The sequence below is a fragment of the Ureibacillus thermosphaericus genome (assembly GCF_002370195.2).
Taxonomy (GTDB): domain Bacteria; phylum Bacillota; class Bacilli; order Bacillales_A; family Planococcaceae; genus Ureibacillus; species Ureibacillus thermosphaericus.
This window is the reverse complement of the sequence record NZ_AP018335.1, coordinates 1,792,016-1,815,738: the sequence shown is the minus strand read 5'-3', so window position 1 is coordinate 1,815,738 and position 23,723 is coordinate 1,792,016. Positions and strand designations below refer to the sequence as shown.

The following is a 23,723-nucleotide window of genomic DNA, read 5'->3' as shown; positions in this document are numbered from 1 at the left end:
TGCTAACGTAGTAGATTTTTCAATAAAACGAGAAAAAGCAGCTCTTAATGAACTGCTTTAAATAGACTTTAATTTTTGAACTGCGCTGCAAACCGCATATTTTACATGCTCGTATGTTAAGCCACCCTGTACATATGCAGTATACGGCGGTCGTATTGGACCATCTGCTGTTAGTTCAATACTTGAACCTTGAACGAAAGTGCCTGCCGCCATGATGACATCATCTTCGTATCCAGGCATGTATGACGGAACAGGTGCATAATGGGCATTAATTGGAGAGGCTGCTTGGATTTCTTGACAAAAGGCAATCATCTGCTCCGAAGTTTGGAACGATACGGATTGTATTAAATCCGTGCGGTATTCCGTATAATGAGGAGTTGTCTTCATTCCAACTTCCTCTAATATGGCAGATGTAAAGATTGCTCCTTTCAAACTTTGCGCCACAATATGAGGTGCTAAGAAAAAGCCTTGATAAAAATCGATTAGCGTATTTAAAGATGCGCCAGCTTCTCCACCAATGCCAGGGCTCGTCATACGATAAGCGCATTTCTCAACTAAATCAGCTCTACCAGCGATGTATCCACCTGTTTTGGCAAGTCCTCCTCCTGGATTTTTGATAAGTGAACCTGCCATTAAATCAGCCCCAACTTCTGTCGGCTCTAATCTTTCTACAAACTCACCGTAGCAATTGTCAACAAAGATTACGACGTCTTGTTTGATTTCTCTTATTTTTTCACACATTTCACGTATTTGATCAATTGTAAAGGAAGGTCTGATTGCATAACCTTTTGAGCGCTGGATTGCAACCATTTTCGTCTTTTCATTGATGGCTTGTCGAACACCTTCCCAATCAATTTCACGATCATTAATTAAATCAATATGTCGATACTGAATATCGAAATCTTTTAAAGAACCTGTATCTTTTTCACCACCATCAACAATCGATTGGAGGGTATCGTAAGGTTTCCCTGTGATATAGATTAATTCATCTCCAGGTCGTAGCACACCAAATAAACTTAACGTAATCGCATGAGTTCCAGAGATAATTTGACTTCGAACAAGGGCACTTTCTGCACCGAACACTTCCGCATAAACTCGTTCTAAATTATCTCGTCCCTCATCATCATATCCATACCCTGTTGATGGATTAAGATGAAAATCGCTTACTTGATGTTTACGAAAAGCAGCTAATACCTTTTGTTGATTGAAAAAAGCTGTTTCATCCACTCTTTCATGGTAAGGCTTTACTTTTACTTCGATTTTTTTTGCAAGTTCTACAATTTCAGGTTTTAAGTTAGATACGAACATTTGTGATACTCCTGTCTTTTTTGCTTTTGAAGGAATTTCTTTTATTTTTATCCTTTACCATCTTATCAGTTCGTTGAAAGGAGTCAACTGTATTGCTGGAAATAGACAACCTAAACACTTGAATTTATTTAAATACTTTCGCCTTTTCCTCAAATACATGCTGCACTGGACAAAATTCCTGGAGTTATCAACTCGCTCAATAAAAAAGGGGAGTCCTCTCAAGAACTCCACCGAATAATTCATTATTTAACGGCTTTCCGAAAGAAGTCTCCCATCCTCAAGGAATGTGAAGGTGCGAATAGCACCAATGAGTAGGTGGGAGATGAATTTCGGTTGGCTTTAGCCAAAGCTATTTTTCTAAGCCTTTTCTCAATAATTCAAGAATAGTCGCTGTTCTTGTAGAGAGGCCATTCTCTTTTTGGTATTGATCTAATTTCTTGATAATTGTTTTGGGCATACGTATTTCTACACGCTCTTTTTCAACATTTTTCATATTATCACCTCATAATTGATTGTCGTATTGTCAAAAATTTATAGATAAAATCTAGATGATTTATTGATATATAAGGTTTTATAAACAAAAAACTTGCCACCCCCTTAAAATTAGGGTATTTATGAGGTAACCACACACTCAAAAATCCCTAATGAAGGAAGTGACAAGTTGTTACCTCAATTATTAACCTATTTGCTTGAATATATCAAGTACCAAGATCAAATGATTCGAACATTACTTACCCTTCTGATTGGAAAAAACATGTTTGATAAGCCAACTGAAAAGCCTGTCAATAAGCCTTATCAAAAACTCCAGGTGGATGAGCTGCCAATCATTGAAACTCTACAAAAGCTTGATTATCAAATTCTTCTCAAAGAATATTTGGAGAAGAACGGGAAACCTCTCAAACCTGTTCAGAGACGCTCCAATTCAAAAGGTAAAGTACCTTCATCCATGAAATGTCCAAGGTGTGGTGCTCCGTCAGATTATCTTTATGCCAATAACGGAGGTAAAGGACAGTATCAATGCAAGGTGTGTGCGTGTCTGTTTAATAAAAAGAATCAATATGCCAAGGAGGCTGTACTAAAATGTCCACACTGTTCGAAAACACTCGAGAAGATCAAGGAAAGAAAAGATTTTCTCGTATTTAAGTGCAAAAACAATGACTGTCCGTATTACAAAAAGAAACTGCGAGGAATGTCTAAAAAAGAGAAAAAGCAGTTCGAAAAGGATCCTCAGTCTTTTAAAGTTCGATACATATTCCGTCAGTTTCAAATTGATTATCAGCCGTTAGCCAAACATTCACCTAAGAAGCCAAAAGTGGATTTGTCCAGGCTTCATGTGTCACCGCACACATTGGGGCTCATTTTAACCTACCATGTAAACTATGGCTTATCGGCTCGGAAAACAGCTGCACTGATGAAGGATGTTCATGGTGTACCCATCTCTCACCAGAGTATATTGAATTACGAAAACAGCGTAGCACTTCTGCTCAAACCTTATGTGGATCATTATCCTTACGAGCTTTCTGATCAATTCTGCGGAGACGAAACATACATTAAGGTGAATGGCCGTTGGCATTATCTTTTTTTCTTTTTTGATGCGGTAAAGAAAATTATTCTGTCCTACCCTGTTTCTCCAAATCGTGATACAGTATCAGCCATTCGCGCGATTGATGAGGTCTTATGGAAGATGAAAGAGATTCCTGAAGACCTCACCTTTGTCGTAGATGGCAATCCGATTTACCTTTTAGCACAACACTTTTTTGCCCAGCACGGTATTACGTTTGATGTGAAGCAGGTCATTGGACTAACCAACGAAGACCCGGTTTCAACGGAATACAGACCGCTAAAACAAATTATTGAAAGACTGAATCGAACATTTAAGGGTAATTACAGATCGACACACGGATTTGGATCCGATCACGGATCCGTTTCTTATGTGACTTTGTTTGTGGCTTATTTTAACTTCTTGCGGCCACATTCAGCCCTGGAAGGCAAAGTGCCTGTAGTCATTCCAGAACTAAAAGAACTGCCGAATATGCCTGCACGTTGGACAAAACTGATTGGTTTAGCTCAACAATGGCTAGTAGAGCAAACTGCCTAACTTTTTGTTTAGCAGAGCCCTTACCAGCATCGGCGAAGCGAACTCTTGACAAACCGAACCAGTCAATGGTTTAAAATGGGAATTGGCAAGGGCTTCTTTGGTGTGCCTTCTTTTTGTTCCCTTCACCCTTGTTGGTTCGAAATCAAACCATTGACGTGTTTGTCAAGAGCGATTGCGGCGGCATTTTCTCTATTTTCGTTAGAACACATCCTTCCAATACTGAGTTTTCATAGAACTTTTGACACTACCTTGATTGTACGGTTTTTTTACGATATAATCAATATATACGATATTTTTCCGTATAAAGTGAGGTGATTTGATATGACCAAGCAAAACAAAGCCTTCAAGTTCCGCTTATATCCAAATAAAGAACAGGAAGAGTTATTGTCAAAAACTTTTGGTTGTGTTCGCTTTGTCTATAATAAGATGTTAGCTGAACGCAAAGAAACGTATGAAAAATTCAAAGATGATAAGGAAACTCTTAAAAAGCAAAAGTTTCCGACACCAGCAAAGTACAAAGATGAATTTCCATTCTTAAAAGAAGTGGATTCTTTAGCTTTAGCAAACGCACAGATCCATTTACAAAATGCTTATAAGAACTTTTTTGAAGGTCGTGCGGAGTTCCCTAAATTCAAAAGTAAAAAACACAAGCAATCCTATACAACCAATATGGTCAATGGAAATATTAAGATTGAAGATAGTCATATCAAATTACCAAAGTTCAAAAAGCCGATTAAAATGAAGCAACATAGAGAAATCCCCGCTGAGTATAAAATCAAATCTTGTACTATTTCTAAAACAAAGACAGGCAAATACTATATTTCGATTTTGACAGAATACGAGAAAAATATTCATCCAGTGAAAATCCAGAAAGTTGTCGGTTTGGATTTTGCAATGGATGGTCTATATGTCGAAAGTGAACAGGGTAAGAAAGCCAATTACCCACGTTATTATCGACAAACGTTAGACAAATTAGCAAAAGCACAACGAATTCTTTCTCGAAGAAAGAAAGGTTCTACACGATGGGAAAAGCAACGTCTGAAAGTAGCTAAGCTACACGAAAAGATAGCGAATCAGCGTAGAAACTTTCTTCATCATAAGTCAAAAGAATTAACGATAATCTATGACGCTGTGATTATTGAGGACTTAGACATGAAAGGAATGTCTCAAGCCCTCAACTTTGGAAAAAACGTTCATGATAACGGCTGGGGTATGTTCACTACTTTCTTAGAATATAAGCTGAAAGAACAAGGGAAACAACTTGTGAAAATTGATAAGTGGTTTCCTTCTACTAAGAAATGTTCTTGTTGTGGCAAGGAAAAAGAAATGCCATTATCTGAACGTGTATATAAATGTTCTTGTGGCATTGTATTAGATCGTGATCACAATTCAGCAATCAATATCAAAAATGAAGGGTTACGCTTGTTAGCATAAAAAATAATAACTTTCGGAACGAGAGGGATAGCTCGGTCAATTTCCCGTCAATAGATGGGATTACCCGAGAAGCCCCCACTTCAAGTAGACCGGAAGGTTAACTAAGTGGCGGGTAGTTCACACTCTAATTCTCCATCGTACGCTTCCATGCCGCCTTCTAAATTTGTCACATTATACCCATTTGATTCTAAAAATTGGCAAGCATTAGCACTGCGAACACCCGAACGGCATACAATAATATATTCTTTTGTAGGATCTAATTCCTTCATGCGTTCAGGAATAGATCCTAAAGGAATATGAACAGCACCTGGAATCATTCCGTTTGCCACTTCAAAATCTTCGCGTACATCAATAATATTTAAGTCCTCATTTGCATCCAATAAATTAATCAATTCTTCCGTTGTCATTGTTTTCATACGAATACCTCCAAACTTTCATCTGCCAAATATTATAATCCAATCGAGTAGGAGGGAGTGATTAGCTCCCGTCCTCTCACACCACCGTACGTACGGTTCCGTATACGGCGGTTCAATTAAGATAATTGACGCAAGTTTTCATAACTTCCGTGAATAGCTTGTCTTCTTATGCCAGTGGTCACTCCACCCTCCAAGAGGTCTCCCACGGGATTCACCGCTTCCTTCCTCAAGTGAGGTACTACGTTTTCTGTGTTCATCATGACTCACTGAATGCCAAGGGCTATTCTCTCTTAATTGTTCGGTCCTTCTCAGTTGTTCTAGACCAACTAATACTATGACCTCTGCTGACTTCTGACGGTTCAGCTACTTATCGCTAAGTAGGTTATGAAGAGTACTTCACCTATCCGCCAGACCTCCCCGGGTAAGTACATGCACTTTCACACCATCTATCCGCCTCATCTACTCGATATGACCTTCGACAGAAAGAGCTTTGTTTTGTTTGGCAAACTCACTCAATCATACCTAGCCTTATATGAGGTTCGTGTTCCTCGGACCGGTGTTTTGCCTCCAGCTTCCTTCAGATTCCGCGTCACCACGGACACCCTTGCTCTTGGCTAACCTCTACTTCTGTCTTCGGGGTTCGGGACTTACACCCTATAGTTCATGTACATGCCGGGCGCACCAAAATAAAAATCGGCGAGTAGAATACTGCCGATTTTCATGCGTTTACTCTTCTGATTGAAGGGAAACATTTTTGGATGGTGAAAATGTTGAAATGGCATGTTTATAAATTAAATGTTGTTTACCTTCCGATTCAATTAACACCGTAAAGTTGTCATAAGACTTAACAGTTCCCTTTAATTGGAAACCATTTAATAAAAAGACAGTTACAAATGTATTGCTTTTACGCAAATTGTTTAAGAAAGCATCTTGTAAATTCATTGATTTCACACCGCACACCTCATCTATTTTTTTCTCTAGTGTAAATTATTCGATGCAAATGGATTATTTTCCTTCTTTATTATAAAAAAATTTAGACATTTTTAAAATACTTTCCCAATCATTTCCTATCCATTGCACATCCATTTTGTTTCGAAAATAGGTTAACTGTCTTTTTGCATATCGACGGGAATTTTGCTTAATTTGTTCCACCGCTTCTTCTAAGGAAATATGGCCATCCAAATAGTCATATAACTCTTTGTAACCAATTGCTTTTATGGATTGTACACCGCGGATATTTTTCTTCCACAAGCTTCGGACTTCTTCAAGCAACCCTTGTTCCATCATTAAATCGACCCGTTCGTTGATTCTTCTATACAATTCTTCCCGGTCGATATTCATACCAATAATTAAATGGTTGTACAATGGAACATTACCTCGATTCAGTTCCTCCGATTGTTTAGAAACGCCATGCAGTTCAATTAATTCCAATGCCCGAATGACGCGGCGTGTGTTGTTCGGATGAATTGTTTTTGCCGTTTCCGAATCTAGTGCTGCAAGTTTCTCATGCATTGCTTTTGGCCCTACTAATGCGAATTCCTCGTAATATTTCTTGCGCGCTTCTTCGTTGACTTTTTCTTCCGTAAATTGAAAATCGTATAATACAGCCTGAATATATAAACCTGTTCCGCCAACGATAATTGGCAGTTTTCTTCTACTTTGAATTTCCTCTATTTTTTCTCTTACTAATCGTTGATATTCCGCTACGGAAAAGCTTTCAGTCGGTTCTTTGAAGCTTAATAGATAATGAGGGATGCCTTCCATTTCTTCTTCTCGGATTTTTGCAGTCCCAATATTAAGACCTTTATAAACTTGCATTGAATCGCCGTTAATGATTTCACCGTCAAAAGCTTTCGCCATTTTGATGCTCAATGCCGTTTTTCCAGAAGCGGTAGGGCCAACGATTGCTACTACATCAATTTGTTTTTCCATTTTTTAACCACCGTAATAGGACTTGATATACTACTTCTTTATTTTGTTCATTTAATATTTCATGTCGCATGCCTTCAAACAAATAAACCGCAACATGCTGAAGGCCTGCATCTGTTAATTCTTTTGCGACTTTAAACACCCCTTTACCATTGTTCCCAACCGGATCTACACTGCCGCTAACTAAAAGAACAGGCAAGTCTTTTCGTATTTTTTTATTTTCATCTTTTTGATGAATTAACAGCAGCCCTTCTGTTAAATCTTTAAAAAATTGATGGGTTGGGATGAATCCGCAATAAGGATCTTCCAAATAATTTTCCACTTCTTTTATATTACTGCTTAACCAATCAAATGGGGTTTTAGCGTTTTCAAATTGTTTGTTGAAGCTTGTGAAAGTTAATTCATTCATCCATTTACTTTCCATCTCTTTTCCTTGATAACGAGCAAGAAATTTGGCAAGGACATTCCCTACATAATGCAAAGCTGTTGTTGAGCCCGTTCCACATAAAATACATTGATGGACGAGACTTGAATGAAGTTGAATAAATCGGCGGGCAATAAAGGAACCCATGCTGTGGCCAAATAAAATACACTCAAGCTCATCATTCATCGTTTCATTCATGACTTCATACACATCTTGCACAACTCGCTCAAAACCATCTTCGTCACAAAAATAGCCAAACTTTCCGCTCGCTTCACCCGTTTTCCCGTGCCCTCGGTGGTCATGTACAACCACTCGATATCCATTCTGACACAGTATACGGGCAAATTCATCGTAGCGATCTCCATGTTCTCCCATGCCGTGAAGAATATAAAAGTTTCCGATTGGCTGTTCTTGTTCATAAATTCTTGTGTAGATTTGTACTCCGTCACTCATCGTGATCCATCGTGCATTTTTCACCGCCATCACCCTTCGCATCTTGAATAAATTGATTTAACTGCATGGAATAAAATAATTTTTCATTTTCAGAATAGCCAAGCCTTTTACTCATTATGTCAATGACCACATCTTTTGTTCGTTCCACGAGTGCAAGATCAAAATACATGAGGCCTGTTCTGCGGATGAAAAAATCAGCTGGTGTGTATGCCATTTCATAATAAATGCTATAAAGCAACTGAGCAAACAACGTTTTTGGAAGTTTATCAGTCGGTTCTTGTGATTCTAGTAAAGTAAATACCCGTTCGACATTCCTTCCATACATGCGGGCAAGCATCTTTGCTTCTTCGAAAGGCAGTCCAACCTTTGTCCCTTCCATTGCCTTGTGATTTACAAATGCCTCAAAATTGTTAGAGTGAAGACCCTCAGCACCAGAAAGCGATAAAGTTTTTGTTTTGCATTTTGTCGCATGACGAAAACGATGTTTCTTCACGATTTTATCAACAATTTGTTCCGACATTAGACGATACCCAGTGAGCTTTCCCCCTGCGATAGTCATTAATCCGCTTTTTGAAGTCCAAATTTCATCCTTTCTTGAAATCTCAGACGGATTCTCTTCTTTTTCAAAAATGAGAGGCCGAATACCAGCCCAGGTAGACTCTACATCTTTTTTATCTAAAGATAGGGATGGAAATACGGAACGCAGAGCATTCAACAAATATTCCACTTCTTCTTTTGTTGCAACCGGATGAACAAGGTCTTCATGATAAAACGTATCTGTTGTTCCGACGTATATTTTTTGATTTCTCGGGATGGCAAACACCATTCGACCATCTTCTGTATCGAAATATATCGCCTGCTCTAAAGGAAGTGCGGACTTGTCTATTACAATATGAATTCCCTTTGTTAATTTTAATACCTTTCCTTTTTTATTATGTTGAACATCTTTAGATAAAAGTTCATCTACCCAAGGCCCTGTAGCATTGACAATTTGGGTGGCATGGATTGTTATTCTTTTCCCAGTTATTTCATCACGTACTTTTGCTGCAACAATTCGATTTTTCTCATAAACAAATTCCGTTACTCTTGCGTAATTTAAGCAAATCGTTTTATATTCTACCGCTTTCTTAATTGCCTCGATGGTCAGTCTTGCATCGTCTGTTTTATACTCCACGTAATAACCAGCTCCGCGCAAGCCGTCCTTCTTCAAAAACGGTATGAGTTGAAGTGTCTCTTTCTTTGAAAGCATTTTTCGTCGTTCTGATTTGCGTACTTGTGCTAATGAATCATAGATTTTTAAGCCAATGGATGTGGATAGTTTCCCTAAAGAACCATTTTTGTAAATAGGAAGTAGCATTTTTTCAGGAGTTGTAACATGGATGCTATTTCTATAAACAATTTCTCTTTCTCTCCCTACTTCCGCTACAAGAGCAAACTCCAATTGTTTTAAATAGCGAAGTCCTCCGTGAATCAGCTTCGTTGAACGGCTGGAAGTGCCTGCTGCGAAATCTTGCATATCCACTAACGCCACGGAAAGACCTCTTGATGCAGCATCCAACGCAATACCTGCACCAGTAATTCCACCGCCAATAACCAACACATCAAACGAATAGTTATTTAACAGTTGCAACATGTTGGAACGATTTTGAAATGAAAACATCCGAACACTCCTTTATTAAGTTTTTGCTACTTCCTTTTACATAACCCGTTTAAACATTTTTTCAATTTCATAAGTGGAGAAATGAATCATCACCGGACGTCCATGAGGGCAAGTAAACGGATTTTCCGCTTTACGCAGGTCGTTAATAAGCGCCACCATTTGTTCTTTCGTTAAATAATAGTTCGCTTTAATGGAACGTTTACAGCTCATCATGATGGCTGCTTCTTCTCTTAATTTTTTTACATCCGTTTTTCGAGTTTTTAATACTTGTTCAATTAATTCTTCGATGATTTCTTGTTCAAAACCTTTTGGGAACCAAGTTGGATGTTCACGAACAACAAAAGAAGATGAACCAAACTCTTCGAGAAATACCCCTACTTCTTCTAACGCTTGTCGATTTTCTTTTAAGATGAATGCCTCATCCTGGCTGTAGTGGAACGTTAAAGGCAGCAATAATGCTTGCCGCTCATTCGGATCCACTTCCCCCACCTTTTCTTTAAAATATTCATATTTTATTCGTTCTTGTGCAGCGTGTTGATCGATTAAATAAAAGCCATCTTCCATTTGTGCAACGATATAAGTTCCGTGAATTTGCCCAACCACTTCTAGCTCCGGAAATGGTTCTGTATGTTTAGCGACGATGGGCTCTTCAACAACTGCCTCAGCCTTTTCCATAGTTGTTTCATCACCCTCATCTGTTTCCTGATGGCTAGTTGTATTCTCCCATTGGTTCACTAATTCTGTTGGGGGTGACTCTATTTCTATTTCATCCATAGCAGGACTTTCATTTATAATGGCCGATTCATCGGCTAGACGTTCGACAATTGTCTTGATTTTTGATTCATTAATCGTAGGTTGTTTCCAAATATTCATTTGCTCAGAAATTGGTCGAATGATTTTCTCTTTTTTTTGAGCTAATGGGACATTCATACGTTCACGAATCGCATGGCGAATCGTTTGTTCAATCAACGGCAGCAACTCTTCTTCTTTACTTAAACGAATTTGTAATTTCGTAGGATGCACATTGACATCAGTCAAATATGGATCGCCTTCGATGTACAATGCAACGATTGGAAAGCGTTCGATCGGCAAAAAAGTGTGATAAGCATCAACGATTGATTTTTGGACTAAGTAATGTTTCACCCATCGGCCATTGACGAAAATGGAGATATAGTTTTTAGACGCGCGTGTAATTTCAGGCAAAGAAGCATATCCGTGAATGGAATAGTCTCTATTTTCTCCACTGAAAGCTATCATCTTTTTTGCATTTTGCATTCCGTAAATCGCTGCAAGTACTTGTTGCACATTTCCACGACCATTTGTTTGAAGGAGTGTTCCTCCATTATGAACAAGCTTAAATGCGATATTTGGATACGCAAGGGCTAAACGATTCATTAAATCGATGGAGTGCCCGAGCTCTGTTTGAATTGTTTTTAAATACTTTAGCCGAGCTGGTGTATTAAAAAATAGTTGGGACACGGTAATTTCTGTCCCTTTTCTTAGTGGCCCCGGCTTTTTCGATACAATATTTCCACCTTCAAGTTCTAATTCAATTCCCGATTCCCCATCAGAAGTTTTTAATTGAAGTTTCGAAACAGCAGCGATAGATGCAAGAGCTTCCCCCCGGAATCCAAGGGTGCGGATGCGAAATAAATCTTGCTCTTTCGAGATTTTGGATGTCGCATGGCGATAAAAACATAACATCGCATCAGTCTCATCCATGCCGCTTCCGTTATCAATAACTTGAATAGAAGTTAAGCCCGCTTCCTCAAGGAAAACTTCAATGGATGAACTTCCTGCATCAATGGCATTTTCAACAAGTTCTTTCACAACCGATGAAGGTCTTTCAACAACTTCCCCCGCTGCTATTTTGTTGGATAGCCATTCATCCATCAGTTGAATCTTACCCATGCGTATCCCTCCTTATTGTTTTAGTGATTGTTGCAATTCGTACAAAAAATTCATTGCTTCCATCGGTGTCATCGATACGATATTTACTTTTTCTAATCGTTTTAAAACTTCTTGCTCATGAGATTTCAGCGATTTCTTTTCTTGTTTAGGCTCTACATCTTCTTCAAACAATGATAGTTGATGAACCTCTTCCTCAATTTGAGGGGCTGAGTTGTCTATTTGTTGTGATTCAAATTCCTCAAGCAAAATTCTTGCCCTTTCAATAATCTTCTCCGGCATATTTGCTAGTTTCGCCACATGAACACCGTAACTTTTATCTGCTGCTCCTTTTTTCACTTTATGCAAGAACACCACATTGCCATTTTTCTCAACCGCACTCACATGAACATTTTGAAGCCGTTCAAGTACCTCTTCTAAAGCAGTTAGTTCATGATAATGGGTGGAAAATAGCGTATTTGCACCGATGTGGTCGTGGATATATTCCATCATGGCTTGAGCAAGGGCCATCCCATCATAGGTTGATGTACCTCGTCCAATTTCATCAAATAATAACAAACTTTTTTCCGTTGCATTCGTAATGGCATGCTGACTTTCCAGCATTTCCACCATGAAAGTGGATTGGCCAGAAGCTAAGTCGTCAGCGGCTCCTATGCGGGTAAAAATTTGATCGGTAATCGGCAATTCCGCTTCATCACATGGTACATAACACCCCATTTGCGCCATTATGACAATCAACGCTACTTGACGCATATATGTACTTTTCCCAGACATATTCGGTCCGGTAATCAGCATCATATTTTTTTCTTCTGTTAACACGCAATCATTTGGTACATAGCCTTGTTTATTTAACATTTTTTCAACAACCGGGTGTCTTCCGCCAATGATTTTTAAGCCTTTGCCTTCATGGAAAGTAGGCTTTGTAAATTGGTATTTTTCAGAAACAACTGCAAAGCTTACGTACACGTCCAATTCGCTAATAATTGAAGCGAGTTGTTGTACACGGGGAATATATGCTTTTAACTGTTCTCTTAATTCAACGAATAGTTCGTACTCAAGAGCTAAGCTTTGTTCTTCCGCATTCAAGATTTGGGTCTCTTTTTCTTTTAATTCTTCCGTAATAAAGCGCTCTGCATTGGCTAGTGTTTGTTTTCGATGATAGCGAGATAAATCTACATTCGATAAGTTCGATTTTGTTACTTCAATGTAGTAACCAAAAATTCGGTTAAAGCCAATTTTTAAATTTTTGATGCCTGTTAGCTCCCTTTCTTTTTGCTCAAGCTGAGCAATCCAATCCTTCCCGTTTCGGGCAATATAGCGCAATTCATCTAGTTTTTGATTGTAGCCTTCTCGGATCACATCCCCCTCTTTAATGGCAACTGGCGGATGATCCGTAATAGCTCTTGAAAGCAATTGCTCAATATCCTCACAAGCGTCCATTTTACTCGCAAGGTTTATTAACGTTTCTTTATTGCTTTCGAGAAGTTTTTCTTTAATGGTTGGGACTTGTCTTAATGATTCACGAAGTTGCGCTAAATCTCGACCACCTACATTGCCAAATGCAACTCGTCCTGAAAGGCGCTCCAAATCATAGACGCTTTTTAGCAGTTCCCTTAATTCATCACGCAAGAAAAATTCATCCAGTAAATCGGTCACGGTGTTTAGTCTTTCTTCTATTTGTGCTCGGTTCGCGAGAGGTTGGTGGAGCCATTGTTTTAACTTTCTTCCGCCCATTGCCGTTACCGTCTCGTCTAAAAGCCAAAGCAAAGTTCCCTTTTGATCCTTTCCACGAATGGATTGCAGGAGTTCTAAGTTGCGTTTTGAATTGGCATCGATTTGTAAATATTGTTTCGTTTCGGTATATGTAAAAGGTTGAATGTGAGATAAGGAGCGCATTTGAGTACGTTCAATATATTGAAGTAAATATTTAGCCACACCGAAACACTTTTTCGGGAGATGGAGTAAATAGTTGTTAGCTTTTTCATCGTGCATCTCTTCATTTTCAATAGATAAAACAATGCCGAGATTTGCCGCTTGTTCTTGTAAGAGAATTTTTAATTCATCTGTCACTACAAGTTCTCGAATATTATAGGCTTGTAATTGTTGAAAAAGCCCCTTTACGCCGCCTTCAATGATGAAAGACTTCGCTTCGCCAGTGGAAACATCCAAATAGGCAAATGCAAATTCATGATCACTAATTCGCTCAGCACATCCGATGAAAATGTTTGATTTATTGTCAATTGTTTTTCCTTCAATCATCGTACCTGGTGTAATGAGTTGAATGACTTCACGCTTCACTACACCTTTTGCTTGTTTTGGGTCTTCCACTTGTTCGCAAATGGCTACTTTATAACCCTTTGATACTAATGTTTCAATGTAGCTTTGGGCGGAGTGATATGGTACACCGCACATCGGTACTCGTTCATCTCCACCCGCATCACGTCCTGTTAAAGTGATTTCAAGTATTTGAGACGCTTTCAGTGCATCTTCAAAAAACAATTCGTAAAAGTCACCTAATCTAAAAAAGAGAAAAGCATCTTCGTAATCTGCTTTAATGGATAAATATTGTTGCATCATTGGTGTATATGTAGTCATGTTATTACCTCACTTAAAATTCTCTAAGCTATTATAACATGACGAAAATTATAGCGATAACCAAGAAAACATGCTTTTTAATATTGGGAGCACCATCTTATTATTCTATTGATGGTGCTCTCAATGGAGATTATTGAAATGAAGAGGAGTCTTCACTGCTGCTTGATTTTTTATAATCGAAATCTGAAGAACTTGAAGAGGAAGAGGAGCTTGATGATTCATCATCATCGTCATCAAAATTCCATTCTTCTTCAAATTCAATTGGATGAACTGATACTACCACTTTTGTTTCACCGATTACTTCCACTAAGAATTCGCGTTCAATCACAATGTTGAAGCTATCGCCTTGTTGGTTGATCACTGCTTCAATGCAGTTTGGTTGTTGTAATACTTTTACATGGACTTCATTTGAATCGATGATTTCTTCATCGCGATAATGTAATTTTATTCTGTCTTTATAAGGAATTGTTTCTGTATAAACAGCAGTTTTTGAATGGTTATGATATGCATACCACACATTCACATCAAATTTACCAGAAACTTCTACATATTTACCCACTTTTTTCGCAGAATAGTGGTGGTTGATTACCCAACAACCTAATATGCTTGTTGGCGTGTTAGGTGGACGCATCACTTCACTGGATTCCGTACGTTTTTTCCCTTTCGCCACAACCGCTTTTGTCACGATTTGACGCAAACGTTTCAAACAATTTCCTCCTTTACATCTAGTCGAACTATTGTATGCGGCGAATGCCTAATTGGTGAAATATGATCTTTGTTTTTAAAGAAATTTGTTAAATCCTGTCGATTAAAGCAATAATGAGTTGAACTAGTGCATTTGCCTAACAAACATATAGTATTAAGGGAGGTTAAGAAGTGTTCCAGTTTGCGTAAAAAATTCAAAAGAAAAAAGGCTACTGGAAAATCAAACATTCGATTTTCCTTGTAGCCTTTTATTAAGAGCAACTTCCAGGACTCGTATTTTGCACTTTTGATCCCGTTTCACCAGTAAGTAAATTGCCGCCAGTTGATTCAATAATATCGTTTGTAACAGTTGTCGCAATCGCGTTGGAAACTAATTGCAATAGTATATTAACTTCCATTTGAGATTGTTTAAACTGCTGAACAACTGGTAATTCATCGATTTCTTTTTCTATTTCCTCGATTTTTTTCTCAACAAGTTTCAGCGCTTTTTCTTTCCCTAAATGTTGGAAGTTTACAGCTTGTTTTTGAAGGGATTTTAAACTTGCAATTTTTTCACGCACAAATTGATTTTCATTAATTTGAGCTTCTGCTTTTTTGAAAAATTCTACTTCTTCAGTTTGGGCAATCATGTGAGCGATTTCTTTCGCTTTTTCAACAATTTCATCTTTTGTATATAATTTAGTCGCCATTAGATTTCCACCTCTTGTCGTTTTACCACTTCTACGAATTCACCGCGAAGAGAGTAAGAACTTGCTTTCGTGATTTTCACTTTTACTAACTGACCAATTAATTCTTTCGGGCCAACAAAGTTTACTAATTTATTTCTTCTTGTATAACCAGCTAATACATCACTGCGTTTTTTACTTTCGCCTTCAACTAACACTTCAACAATTTGATTTTCATATTTTTTCAATGCAGCTTTTGAGAATTCTTCTACAACGGCATTGAGGCGGTATAAGCGATCTTTTTTCACTTCCATTGGTACGTTGTCTTTCATTTTTGCAGCTGGCGTACCTTCACGTGGAGAATAAATGTAAGTAAATGCTGATTCAAATCCAACTTCACGATATAAATCAAGCGTTTCTTGGAATTGTTCTTCCGTTTCGTTCGGATATCCAACGATGATGTCAGTTGTCAATGCCACATTCGGAATAGCTGCTTTAATTTTTCGAACAAGTTCTAAGAATTGTTCTCTCGTATATTTACGAGCCATAATTTTTAAGATTTCATTTGAACCAGATTGAACTGGCAAGTGAATGTGTTCAACTAAGTTTCCGCCTTTTGCTAACACTTCAATCAAGTGATCGTCAAAATCGCGAGGATGGCTCGTTGTGAAACGAATGCGTGGAATATCAATTTTACGCAGCTCATCCATTAAATCGCCAAGTCGATAGTTGATATCTGTGAAATCTTTACCGTAAGCATTTACGTTTTGTCCAAGAAGCATAATTTCTTTGTATCCTTGAGCTGCAAGTTCTCTTACTTCTTGAATGATTTCTTCCGGTCTGCGGCTGCGCTCTTTTCCTCGAGTATAAGGAACGATACAGTATGTACAGAATTTATCGCATCCGTACATGATGTTTACCCAAGCTTTAATAGAGCCTTGTCGGGCTTTTGGAAGGTTCTCGATTACGTCCCCTTCTTTTGACCAAACTTCAACGACCATTTCTTTAGACATGTACGCTTCTTTTAAGATATATGGTAAACGGTGTATATTATGCGTACCAAATACCATGTCAACATGTTGGTATTTCGTTAAAATTTTATTGACAACCGATTCCTCTTGGGACATACATCCGCACACCCCAAGCAACATATCAGGATTTTCTCGTTTGTATTTTGCAAGAAGGCCTAGTTCACCAAATACTTTATTCTCTGCATTTTCACGGATGGCACATGTATTTAAAAGTACGACATTTGCATCTTCTACTGAATCAGTAGGTTCATATCCTAGTTGCATGAAAATGCCGGCCATTACTTCTGAATCGTGTTCATTCATTTGACAACCGTATGTGCGAATATAGAATTTACGGCCGTCTCCCATTCCTCGAAACTCTTCAGGAATTTTAAAATCTTTATGATATTTCACTTCTTCTTTTCCGCGTTTTTTCGCTTCTTTTAAAGAAGGAGCAGTGATTACTCGTTCAAAATATTTGCTATAATCTTTTTCAGTTTTTTGAGGTTTTGGCTGTGCTGCCTGACTATTTGCTAAACGTTGTTCTTCGTTCATTGATTATGAATGACTCCTTTCTAATGGATTCATAGAGGAATCCCATTTTTTAATTATAACGAATAGTTCATTAAAAGAACAATATTTATGATACGATTATGCTACTTTTGACATATTTACCGTACTGAGAGAAATCGCTCATATTGCTTGTGATTCTTCTCTTTTATAATGGTCAAGAAGGTTAGGCAATTTTGAACAACGGTAAACCAATTGAATGGATATCGTTGTTCAAATTGATATTTCGACAAGGTCAATACGGATTGAAAAAGCTCTGTTGGTTCAATATTCTTCGCTTGTAAATGCGCTAAAAAAGCAAGGAACCTTTTATGATCTTCAACTGTTAGTTTTTTTTCATCTACAAGCTTATCAATTTGTTCTCGATTTTGAAACGAATTTGCTTTACGAAACAAATTAAATAATTGTTCCTCATGTTTTCTCTTTTTCATGGAGATGAAATCAATTACATTGCTCAATGGTAAGACCTCGATTTCTATCGATCTAAATATTTTCCTATACCCATTAATGAAATTGCGCGCTTATCTCCCATATTACCCTCTTTGGAGAATAATTTCGAATGAAAAATATAGAAAAAGAAAGAAAGTACTTTTAACTTAAATTATTGCAAGTTTTAAATGAAATAGTAAGATAAGCCAACATACTCAAAAAAATACCAACTTAAGAGAATCTGACGGTCAAAGGACAGAATTCACTTAAGTTGGTTTCACTGCATTCATATTCGATTTGACACAAAGAGCATTTTACATAAATTCTTTTACTAATTCGTTAAATTGATCTTCATCAATTTTTAAATCCATATCCACTAGCGGCTTTTCTGCAAAACCTTCTAATTGTTGTTCATAAGGTACGGATTTAGTATCTTGATAAACGATACCTGTAACAAGTCCATCTTTTTCCATTACTGTTTGCATCGCCAATTCACGATTTTGAGGGTCGTAATGTTCCATATCGCTTAATTTCGTTAGATGTTCTTTAAACCATTCATACGTGTTCACTTTATTGTAAGTCACACATGGGCTAAATACGTTAATAAAGGAAAATCCTTTATGTTGAATACCTGCTTCAATTAAAGCAGTTAGTTCTTTAATATCAGATGAAAATCCTTGAGCAACAAATGTTGCACCTGCTGATAGAGCAAGTTCCAATGGCTTAATCGATGGCTCAATTGAACCATTTGGTGTTGATTTTGTTACGAATCCGTAAGCAGAACGTGGAGAAGTTTGACCTTTTGTTAAACCGTAAATTTGGTTATCCATTACGATGTAAGTAATATTGATGTTACGGCGAATGGCGTGAACCGTATGAGCCATCCCAATCGCATAACCGTCACCATCTCCGCCAGTAGCAATGACATGTAAATTACGATTGGCAATTTTTAGACCTTGAGCGATTGGCAATGCACGGCCATGTGTACCGTGAAAACCATAGGAATTGATATATCCACTAATGCGTCCTGAACAGCCGATACCGGAAATGATTGCAAGTTCATGTGGTTCGATACCGACATTGGCAGCTGCCCGTTGAATCGCTGCTTGCACAGAAAAATCTCCGCATCCAGGACACCAGTTAGGTTTTACGTTGTTACGAAAATCTTTAAATGTTGCCATTAGTCAAGCAACTCCTTTACACGAGTTTTTAATTCACGAGGCAAGAATGGAGTGCCGTCATATTTCGTGATACTAAATGTTTTGTTATGTCCACCAATATTCATTTTCATAATATTGGCCAATTGACCTGTCGCATTATTTTCCACCACAATAATTTTTTTCGCACGGTCTGCATAAGGTCTTAATTCATTGGCTGGGAATGGATGAATTAAGCGGACATGAACGTGGTTCGCTTTAATGCCTTCTTGCTCCAATAATGGGCGAATTTCTTCAATCGCACCTCGAGTTGAGTTAAAACCAACGATTAAAACATCAGCTTCCTCATGAGGCGCATCGACATAAATTGGATCTTTGAAGTTTAAATAATTTAATTTACGTAAACGCTTGTCCATTTGATTTCTACGGTTTCCTGGTGCTTCTGCCGGTTTACCCGTTTCATCGTGCTCGTTTCCTGTTACTTTATGAATGCCGTGTAGTTGGCCTGGAAGAACACGAGTTGAAATTCCGTCTTCCGTTACTTCATATCGTTTGAAATCTTCTTTCGGATCTTTTTCTGGCAATTCATCAAGGTTCAATTTACCACGGCGAATTTCAATTTTTGAATAATCAAATGGATCAGCAGTTTGTTTACCAAGAGCCAATTGTAAATCCGTCATCACAATGACTGGTAGTTGCAATTCTTCAGCAATGTTAAATGCTTGGATTGTATCGTAAAAGGCTTCTTCTAGTGTTGAAGGAGCAATTACTACTTTTGGAATTTCTCCGTGTGTACCGTAAAGCATCGCCATTAAATCAGATTGTTCTTGTTTTGTTGGAAGCCCTGTTGATGGACCGCCCCGCTGTGTGTCGATGATTACAAGCGGCTGTTCAGTCATACCAGATAAACCGATGGATTCCATCATTAAGGATAAACCAGGACCTGCTGATGCAGTAAAGGCACGTACTCCGCCAAAGTTCGCACCGATTGCCATCGTACAAGCGGCAATTTCATCTTCTGTTTGAATAACCGTACCACCAAATTTAGGAAGTTTTTTAATTAAATATTCCATGATTTCAGAGGCCGGCGTGATTGGATATGCAGCCATAAATCGAGAACCAGCAGCAATCGCACCTAGCGCAACCGCATCATTACCAATCATGAACATGCGTCGTTTGCCATCTGCTGGTTCTAATTCCCATTTACCAACTTTATCGCCAATGAGTTCGCAAGTTGCATCATAACCTCGTTGAATGGCTTCCATATTCTTTTTTACTACTTCTTCACCTTTGCGGCCAAAAATTTCATCTACAACTGCTTGGAAGCTTTCAATTGGCAAGTTTAATAAAGCCGCAGTTGAGCCAATTGCTACCATGTTCTTCATTAACGATGTGCCAAGCTCAGTAGCAATTTCTGTAAACGGAACAGAAAAGAGTGGCGCTTTTGAGTCTTCAGGATTTACCGGCTCAAATTTACTATCAGCCAAAATGATGCCGTTTTCTGTTAATTCTTTATAATTGACCTCTATAGTTTCTTGGTCAAATGCCACTAAAATATCTAAATCGTCCGCAATTGCACGAACTGGTGTTGGGCGAACAGTAATTTTATTATTTGTATGACCTCCCTTAATGCGAGAGGAGAAATGACGGTAGCCATATAGATGATAGCCTAAACGATTCATTGCCATTGAGAAAATTTCACCAGTACTCTCAATACCTTCACCTTGTTGCCCACCGACTTTCCATGAAAGCTGATGTAACATTCTAACATCTCCTTAAAAACTTTTAATTACATACTTTTTTCTTATTTAAATATAACATGAATCGATTTTCTTGAAATACGAAAAACGGTTAAATATTTCAATTTCAGACCTTAGACGGAAAAGTTCGTTCAAAACTTTGTAAAGGTTACAACACTTATTTTTCCCTGCTATGTATTTTCTAAAAGAACTTTTCTTACATAGGAGAATCTTGTTAATTCGATCATTATTGATCATTTCAAGAGAATTCCACAAAAAAATGGTGGAGAATTTACTCTCCACCCTCCGTAAGTTTTGGAAGAAGTACTTCCATTCGCCACTTTGAATGATTTATCGCTGGCGTTTCTCAACTACAAGTTTTAGTGCAGTACGATCTTCTCCACCAATTTGAATGTCTGCAAATGCTGGAGAACAGATTAAATCTGTCCCGCTTGGTGCTACAAAACCACGGGCAATGGCTACTGCTTTTACCGCTTGGTTCAGAGCACCCGCACCTACAGCTTGCATTTCTGCATATCCTTGCTCTCGAATTACCGCAACGAGCGCACCTGCTACAGAATTAGGATTTGAGCGAGACGATACTTTCAATGAATCCACATTTATTCCTCCCCATATTTGCTTTTTTATTGATTTTGAATGAAGCTTTTTTGTTGGCATTCATTCAAAGGACTTGAACTTATGTCCGTAGCACATTTTATGCAGCAAAGTAGAAAAATAGAATCATTTTGGAAGGGAATCATGCAAAATCTTGGGAATTATCCTTGGAAAGGATAATCGTCATTAATGTAAATTCTTTCACAAAAAGTGGCTTTGCCCGTTTCGTTATCAATATCAACGAAAAAGCCGCTGAATACGTCTCTTCCCGATTTTGGCACTTCAAATCGAGAAGGCATATTCGTTTGGAATTTGTAAATGACGCTTTCTTTTTTCATGCCTAAAATTTCATCGTATGGTCCAGTCATCCCTACATCAGTTATATATGCTGTACCACCTGGAAATATTCTTGCATCTGCTGTTTGAACATGTGTATGTGTTCCAACGACTGCAGAAACCCGTCCATCCAAATGCCAACCAAATGCAATTTTTTCGCTCGTTGCTTCACCATGGAAATCAACAAATACTAAAGGAGAAATTTTTCTTGCTTCTTCAACTAATTCATCCGCCATACGAAACGGATCTTCATGGGGAGGTAAAAATACGCGGCCATGTAAATTGATGACCGTTAAAATATGTCCATTTTTCGAGATTTGGACAACGCCTTTACCAGGTGCCTCTTTAGAAAAGTTTGCAGGTCGAATTAAATATTGAGCCTCGTCAATAAACTCAAAAATTTCTTTATTGTCCCAAGTGTGATTACCCATCGTAATCACATCAATGCCCATTTGCAACAATTGTTGATAAATTTTTTGCGTGATTCCTCGACCCGCTGCTGCATTTTCTCCATTTGCAATAACTACATCGGGTTCATATTTTTTCTTTAATCGTGGTAAATATTTTTCGACCGCCTCTCGACCGATTGATCCGACGATATCACCTATAAATAGTACTTTCAAGCTTACTACCACACTTTCTATAAAATCTATTCAATTTTACCATTTTAACGCCGGTAAATCTAATGGAATGTTATTTTGGACGATTTCGAAGGATTTTGTATGAAAAGGAATAGTACATATTGTTTGCATAATGAGCTCCATCCATGACAAAAAAGACAAGGGCATGTATACCCTTGTCTGAATTTTTTTGGTTCTTTGTCAAATAGTGTTGGTGAAAAAATTTTGTGACTTTCCTGGTATATGCAACCGCACAGCTTAGAGGAACTTCGAATCCTCTAAGCTTTTTTCATTGTGATTAAATTTTGGGTAATCATAATCCGATTTTTAAAATGGTGGAAGCAGCGATAACCGAAAGAAATGCGTTTCATCACTTTGATTTTGTTATGAATTCCCTCTAAAATGCCGTTGTTATTAATCGTATTTCAACGTATTCTCGACGTCATTGATGGATTTGTTGATTGTCTTGATGGCGGGTTTCATATAGCGGGAAACGATATTTTGTTTATTCTCTAATGTTTTCTTTAGGAGCTCAAAGTCTTTGATTTTGATGCAATGTTGCACGTATTGATATAACTCATAGGACGCTTTTAATTCAGAATCTAAATCAATGAGATAGTGGAGAATCTCCACCTCACACATATGCTTTTTAAAGCAACGATGATATGTATAGCTCTTATAATCAAGTTTTGTTTGATCTTTCAGAAGGAGCTTCCAGTATTTTTTTCAATTTATTGTAATTCTTTTTATCCCGATTCATGACGTTGATGCGCGTTTTGTTTAAAGCTCTGCTAAATAGTTGGAGGATATGGAATTTGTCGAGTACGATTTCCGCTTTAGGGAAAACTTCTTGGATTAAGGAAATATAAGGGCTGTACATATCGATGACAATCGTTTTTACCGCATCTCTCGCCTTCTTGGAATACCGTAAGAAATACTCTTTGAGGACATGTAATCTCCGGTCCTCCACGATATCCACAATCTCCCCCGTTTCAGAGTCGCAGAAAATAAAGGACATCGCTCCAGCTGCGGATTTCACTGATTTAAACAAAACACAAATGCTTTGGAAGATAGTAAACATTTGGTTGATAATAGCTATAAAAGCTGTCAATGACTCGACTGACAGTGGCATGAGAAACATTATGTTTCATCGCAATATCTTTTTCGGATATTTTATCTTTGGCGTTTAAAGCAATCGATACTTTGGTATTGTTGGAAATACAACAGTTTTTAGCCACGACGCTCGTTTTTAAAGTAAACGTGGAATGACAATGTTTACAGAAATACAGCTGTTTACGCAATTTTAAGTAGGTATGACCGTGTTTAATGATTTGATCATCGAAGACATGGCTACAAGCATAACAAGCTTTTGGTTGATACGTTAACGTCCCATGAAAGACTTTCGCTTTTACTTTTTTGATCGTTTCGGTAGAACAAAAATTTTCATCAAATGTGATATTTTTGTCTTTTATATTGAGTAGGTTTCGTATAGAATGATGGTGAGACATGTGACACAACTCCTTTGGAAAATGTGTTTTGGCGATTACATTTTACCAGAGTTTGTCACATGTCTCGTTTTTTGTGTAAAAAAATGGTGCTGGTTGTATCCACCAACACCAAATATTATAGAGCCAAAATAACCCTCTAATGCG

At 37.9% G+C, this 23,723-nt stretch carries 24 protein-coding genes; 2 read left to right on the top strand and 22 right to left on the bottom strand.

What is annotated here, in order from left to right; translation table 11 throughout:
* Positions 1–57 precede the first annotated feature (57 nt).
* Positions 58–1,308, bottom strand: a complete 1,251-nt coding sequence (locus tag UtA1_RS08700; protein WP_016836845.1) for a methionine gamma-lyase family protein — start codon at positions 1,306–1,308, stop codon at positions 58–60.
* 349 nt (positions 1,309–1,657) lie between these two features.
* Positions 1,658–1,801 (bottom strand): ribbon-helix-helix domain-containing protein, encoded by a 144-nt coding sequence (locus UtA1_RS17140; protein ID WP_172597856.1) that lies wholly within the window; start codon positions 1,799–1,801, stop codon positions 1,658–1,660.
* 168 nt (positions 1,802–1,969) lie between these two features.
* Between UtA1_RS17140 and UtA1_RS08695 the strand changes: the two genes are divergently transcribed.
* Together UtA1_RS08695 and UtA1_RS08690 are read left to right on the top strand one after the other, a co-directional pair.
* Entirely contained in the window at positions 1,970–3,406 is a 1,437-nt protein-coding gene (locus UtA1_RS08695) for a DDE-type integrase/transposase/recombinase (RefSeq protein ID WP_096549911.1), read from the top strand.
* A gap of 321 nt (positions 3,407–3,727) precedes the next feature.
* Positions 3,728–4,840, top strand: a complete 1,113-nt coding sequence (locus UtA1_RS08690) for an RNA-guided endonuclease TnpB family protein (RefSeq protein ID WP_096550722.1) — start codon at positions 3,728–3,730, stop codon at positions 4,838–4,840.
* Positions 4,841–4,941: 101 nt separating this feature from the next.
* Here the strand turns inward: UtA1_RS08690 and UtA1_RS08685 are convergent, their stop codons facing one another.
* From UtA1_RS08685 to UtA1_RS17485, 20 genes are all read right to left on the bottom strand, one after another.
* Complete coding sequence (locus UtA1_RS08685; RefSeq protein WP_096550721.1) at positions 4,942–5,256, bottom strand: rhodanese-like domain-containing protein; 315 nt, start codon at positions 5,254–5,256, stop codon at positions 4,942–4,944.
* 116 nt (positions 5,257–5,372) lie between these two features.
* On the bottom strand, positions 5,373–5,516 hold the full coding sequence (locus UtA1_RS17135) for a hypothetical protein (protein ID WP_172597780.1): 144 nt from the start codon (positions 5,514–5,516) through the stop codon (positions 5,373–5,375).
* A gap of 466 nt (positions 5,517–5,982) precedes the next feature.
* On the bottom strand, positions 5,983–6,207 hold the full coding sequence (hfq, locus tag UtA1_RS08675) for an RNA chaperone Hfq (protein ID WP_096550720.1): 225 nt from the start codon (positions 6,205–6,207) through the stop codon (positions 5,983–5,985).
* A gap of 54 nt (positions 6,208–6,261) precedes the next feature.
* Positions 6,262–7,188, bottom strand: a complete 927-nt coding sequence (gene miaA / locus UtA1_RS08670) for a tRNA (adenosine(37)-N6)-dimethylallyltransferase MiaA (RefSeq protein ID WP_096550719.1) — start codon at positions 7,186–7,188, stop codon at positions 6,262–6,264.
* Positions 7,172–8,092: an alpha/beta fold hydrolase gene (locus UtA1_RS08665; RefSeq protein WP_096550718.1), complete on the bottom strand. Its 921-nt coding sequence runs from the start codon at positions 8,090–8,092 to the stop codon at positions 7,172–7,174. Before UtA1_RS08665 ends, miaA begins: the two co-directional genes overlap by 17 nt.
* On the bottom strand, positions 8,055–9,722 hold the full coding sequence (locus tag UtA1_RS08660; RefSeq protein WP_096550717.1) for a glycerol-3-phosphate dehydrogenase/oxidase: 1,668 nt from the start codon (positions 9,720–9,722) through the stop codon (positions 8,055–8,057). The genes UtA1_RS08665 and UtA1_RS08660 overlap by 38 nt, the downstream gene beginning before the upstream one ends.
* A 36-nt stretch (positions 9,723–9,758) precedes the next feature.
* Positions 9,759–11,633, bottom strand: coding sequence for a DNA mismatch repair endonuclease MutL (gene mutL, locus UtA1_RS08655; RefSeq protein ID WP_096550716.1), 1,875 nt, complete (start codon positions 11,631–11,633; stop codon positions 9,759–9,761).
* Between the two features lie 12 nt (positions 11,634–11,645).
* On the bottom strand, positions 11,646–14,225 hold the full coding sequence (mutS, locus tag UtA1_RS08650; RefSeq protein WP_096550715.1) for a DNA mismatch repair protein MutS: 2,580 nt from the start codon (positions 14,223–14,225) through the stop codon (positions 11,646–11,648).
* A gap of 130 nt (positions 14,226–14,355) precedes the next feature.
* Positions 14,356–14,931, bottom strand: a complete 576-nt coding sequence (gene cotE / locus UtA1_RS08645; protein ID WP_016836837.1) for an outer spore coat protein CotE — start codon at positions 14,929–14,931, stop codon at positions 14,356–14,358.
* Positions 14,932–15,181: 250 nt separating this feature from the next.
* A complete protein-coding gene (locus UtA1_RS08640) occupies positions 15,182–15,619 on the bottom strand; it encodes a RicAFT regulatory complex protein RicA family protein (RefSeq protein WP_016836836.1) in 438 nt (145 codons plus the stop codon).
* Positions 15,619–17,160 carry a tRNA (N6-isopentenyl adenosine(37)-C2)-methylthiotransferase MiaB gene (gene miaB, locus UtA1_RS08635; RefSeq protein ID WP_016836835.1) on the bottom strand — a complete coding sequence of 514 codons (1,542 nt, stop codon included), beginning with the start codon at positions 17,158–17,160 and terminating at the stop codon, positions 15,619–15,621. The genes UtA1_RS08640 and miaB overlap by 1 nt, the downstream gene beginning before the upstream one ends.
* Positions 17,161–17,276: 116 nt before the next feature.
* Complete coding sequence (locus UtA1_RS08630) at positions 17,277–17,633, bottom strand: hypothetical protein (protein WP_096550714.1); 357 nt, start codon at positions 17,631–17,633, stop codon at positions 17,277–17,279.
* Between the two features lie 285 nt (positions 17,634–17,918).
* Complete coding sequence (locus tag UtA1_RS08625; protein ID WP_096550713.1) at positions 17,919–18,785, bottom strand: 2-oxoacid:ferredoxin oxidoreductase subunit beta; 867 nt, start codon at positions 18,783–18,785, stop codon at positions 17,919–17,921.
* Positions 18,785–20,524: a 2-oxoacid:acceptor oxidoreductase subunit alpha gene (locus UtA1_RS08620; protein WP_096550712.1), complete on the bottom strand. Its 1,740-nt coding sequence runs from the start codon at positions 20,522–20,524 to the stop codon at positions 18,785–18,787. The genes UtA1_RS08625 and UtA1_RS08620 overlap by 1 nt, the downstream gene beginning before the upstream one ends.
* Before the next feature lie 327 nt (positions 20,525–20,851).
* On the bottom strand, positions 20,852–21,118 hold the full coding sequence (locus UtA1_RS08615) for a stage V sporulation protein S (RefSeq protein WP_016836831.1): 267 nt from the start codon (positions 21,116–21,118) through the stop codon (positions 20,852–20,854).
* A 158-nt stretch (positions 21,119–21,276) separates the two neighbouring features.
* Positions 21,277–22,074: a TIGR00282 family metallophosphoesterase gene (locus tag UtA1_RS08610; RefSeq protein ID WP_016836830.1), complete on the bottom strand. Its 798-nt coding sequence runs from the start codon at positions 22,072–22,074 to the stop codon at positions 21,277–21,279.
* Positions 22,075–22,349: 275 nt separating this feature from the next.
* Complete coding sequence (locus UtA1_RS17500; protein WP_408647340.1) at positions 22,350–22,442, bottom strand: hypothetical protein; 93 nt, start codon at positions 22,440–22,442, stop codon at positions 22,350–22,352.
* A 43-nt stretch (positions 22,443–22,485) separates the two neighbouring features.
* The gene (locus UtA1_RS17495; protein ID WP_197722714.1) at positions 22,486–22,704 is read right to left on the bottom strand and encodes a hypothetical protein; all 219 of its coding nucleotides are present in this window, start codon (positions 22,702–22,704) and stop codon (positions 22,486–22,488) included.
* Positions 22,705–22,753: 49 nt separating this feature from the next.
* Complete coding sequence (locus tag UtA1_RS17490; protein ID WP_197722713.1) at positions 22,754–23,122, bottom strand: transposase; 369 nt, start codon at positions 23,120–23,122, stop codon at positions 22,754–22,756.
* On the bottom strand, positions 23,115–23,579 hold the full coding sequence (locus tag UtA1_RS17485; protein ID WP_197722712.1) for a transposase: 465 nt from the start codon (positions 23,577–23,579) through the stop codon (positions 23,115–23,117). The genes UtA1_RS17490 and UtA1_RS17485 overlap by 8 nt, the downstream gene beginning before the upstream one ends.
* Positions 23,580–23,723: the final 144 nt, after the last annotated feature.

Excerpts from the sequence above, each read along its gene's own strand:
- miaA (WP_096550719.1), bottom strand. The coding sequence starts at position 7,188 with ATGGAAAAACAAATTGATGTAGTAGCAATCGTTGGCCCTACCGCTTCT.
- UtA1_RS08625 (WP_096550713.1), bottom strand. The coding sequence starts at position 18,785 with ATGGCAACATTTAAAGATTTTCGTAACAACGTAAAACCTAACTGGTGT.
- UtA1_RS08685 (WP_096550721.1), bottom strand. The coding sequence starts at position 5,256 with ATGAAAACAATGACAACGGAAGAATTGATTAATTTATTGGATGCAAAT.
- UtA1_RS17135 (WP_172597780.1), bottom strand. The coding sequence starts at position 5,516 with ATGATGAACACAGAAAACGTAGTACCTCACTTGAGGAAGGAAGCGGTG.
- UtA1_RS08690 (WP_096550722.1), top strand. The coding sequence starts at position 3,728 with ATGACCAAGCAAAACAAAGCCTTCAAGTTCCGCTTATATCCAAATAAA.
- UtA1_RS08640 (WP_016836836.1), bottom strand. The coding sequence starts at position 15,619 with ATGGCGACTAAATTATATACAAAAGATGAAATTGTTGAAAAAGCGAAA.
- UtA1_RS08660 (WP_096550717.1), bottom strand. The coding sequence starts at position 9,722 with ATGTTTTCATTTCAAAATCGTTCCAACATGTTGCAACTGTTAAATAAC.
- UtA1_RS17485 (WP_197722712.1), bottom strand. The coding sequence starts at position 23,579 with ATGTCTCACCATCATTCTATACGAAACCTACTCAATATAAAAGACAAA.
- UtA1_RS17500 (WP_408647340.1), bottom strand. The coding sequence starts at position 22,442 with ATGAAACGCATTTCTTTCGGTTATCGCTGCTTCCACCATTTTAAAAAT.
- mutS (WP_096550715.1), bottom strand. The coding sequence starts at position 14,225 with ATGACTACATATACACCAATGATGCAACAATATTTATCCATTAAAGCA.
- UtA1_RS08665 (WP_096550718.1), bottom strand. The coding sequence starts at position 8,092 with ATGGCGGTGAAAAATGCACGATGGATCACGATGAGTGACGGAGTACAA.
- mutL (WP_096550716.1), bottom strand. The coding sequence starts at position 11,633 with ATGGGTAAGATTCAACTGATGGATGAATGGCTATCCAACAAAATAGCA.
- UtA1_RS17140 (WP_172597856.1), bottom strand. The coding sequence starts at position 1,801 with ATGAAAAATGTTGAAAAAGAGCGTGTAGAAATACGTATGCCCAAAACA.
- UtA1_RS08700 (WP_016836845.1), bottom strand. The coding sequence starts at position 1,308 with ATGTTCGTATCTAACTTAAAACCTGAAATTGTAGAACTTGCAAAAAAA.
- miaB (WP_016836835.1), bottom strand. The coding sequence starts at position 17,160 with ATGAACGAAGAACAACGTTTAGCAAATAGTCAGGCAGCACAGCCAAAA.
- UtA1_RS08620 (WP_096550712.1), bottom strand. The coding sequence starts at position 20,524 with ATGTTACATCAGCTTTCATGGAAAGTCGGTGGGCAACAAGGTGAAGGT.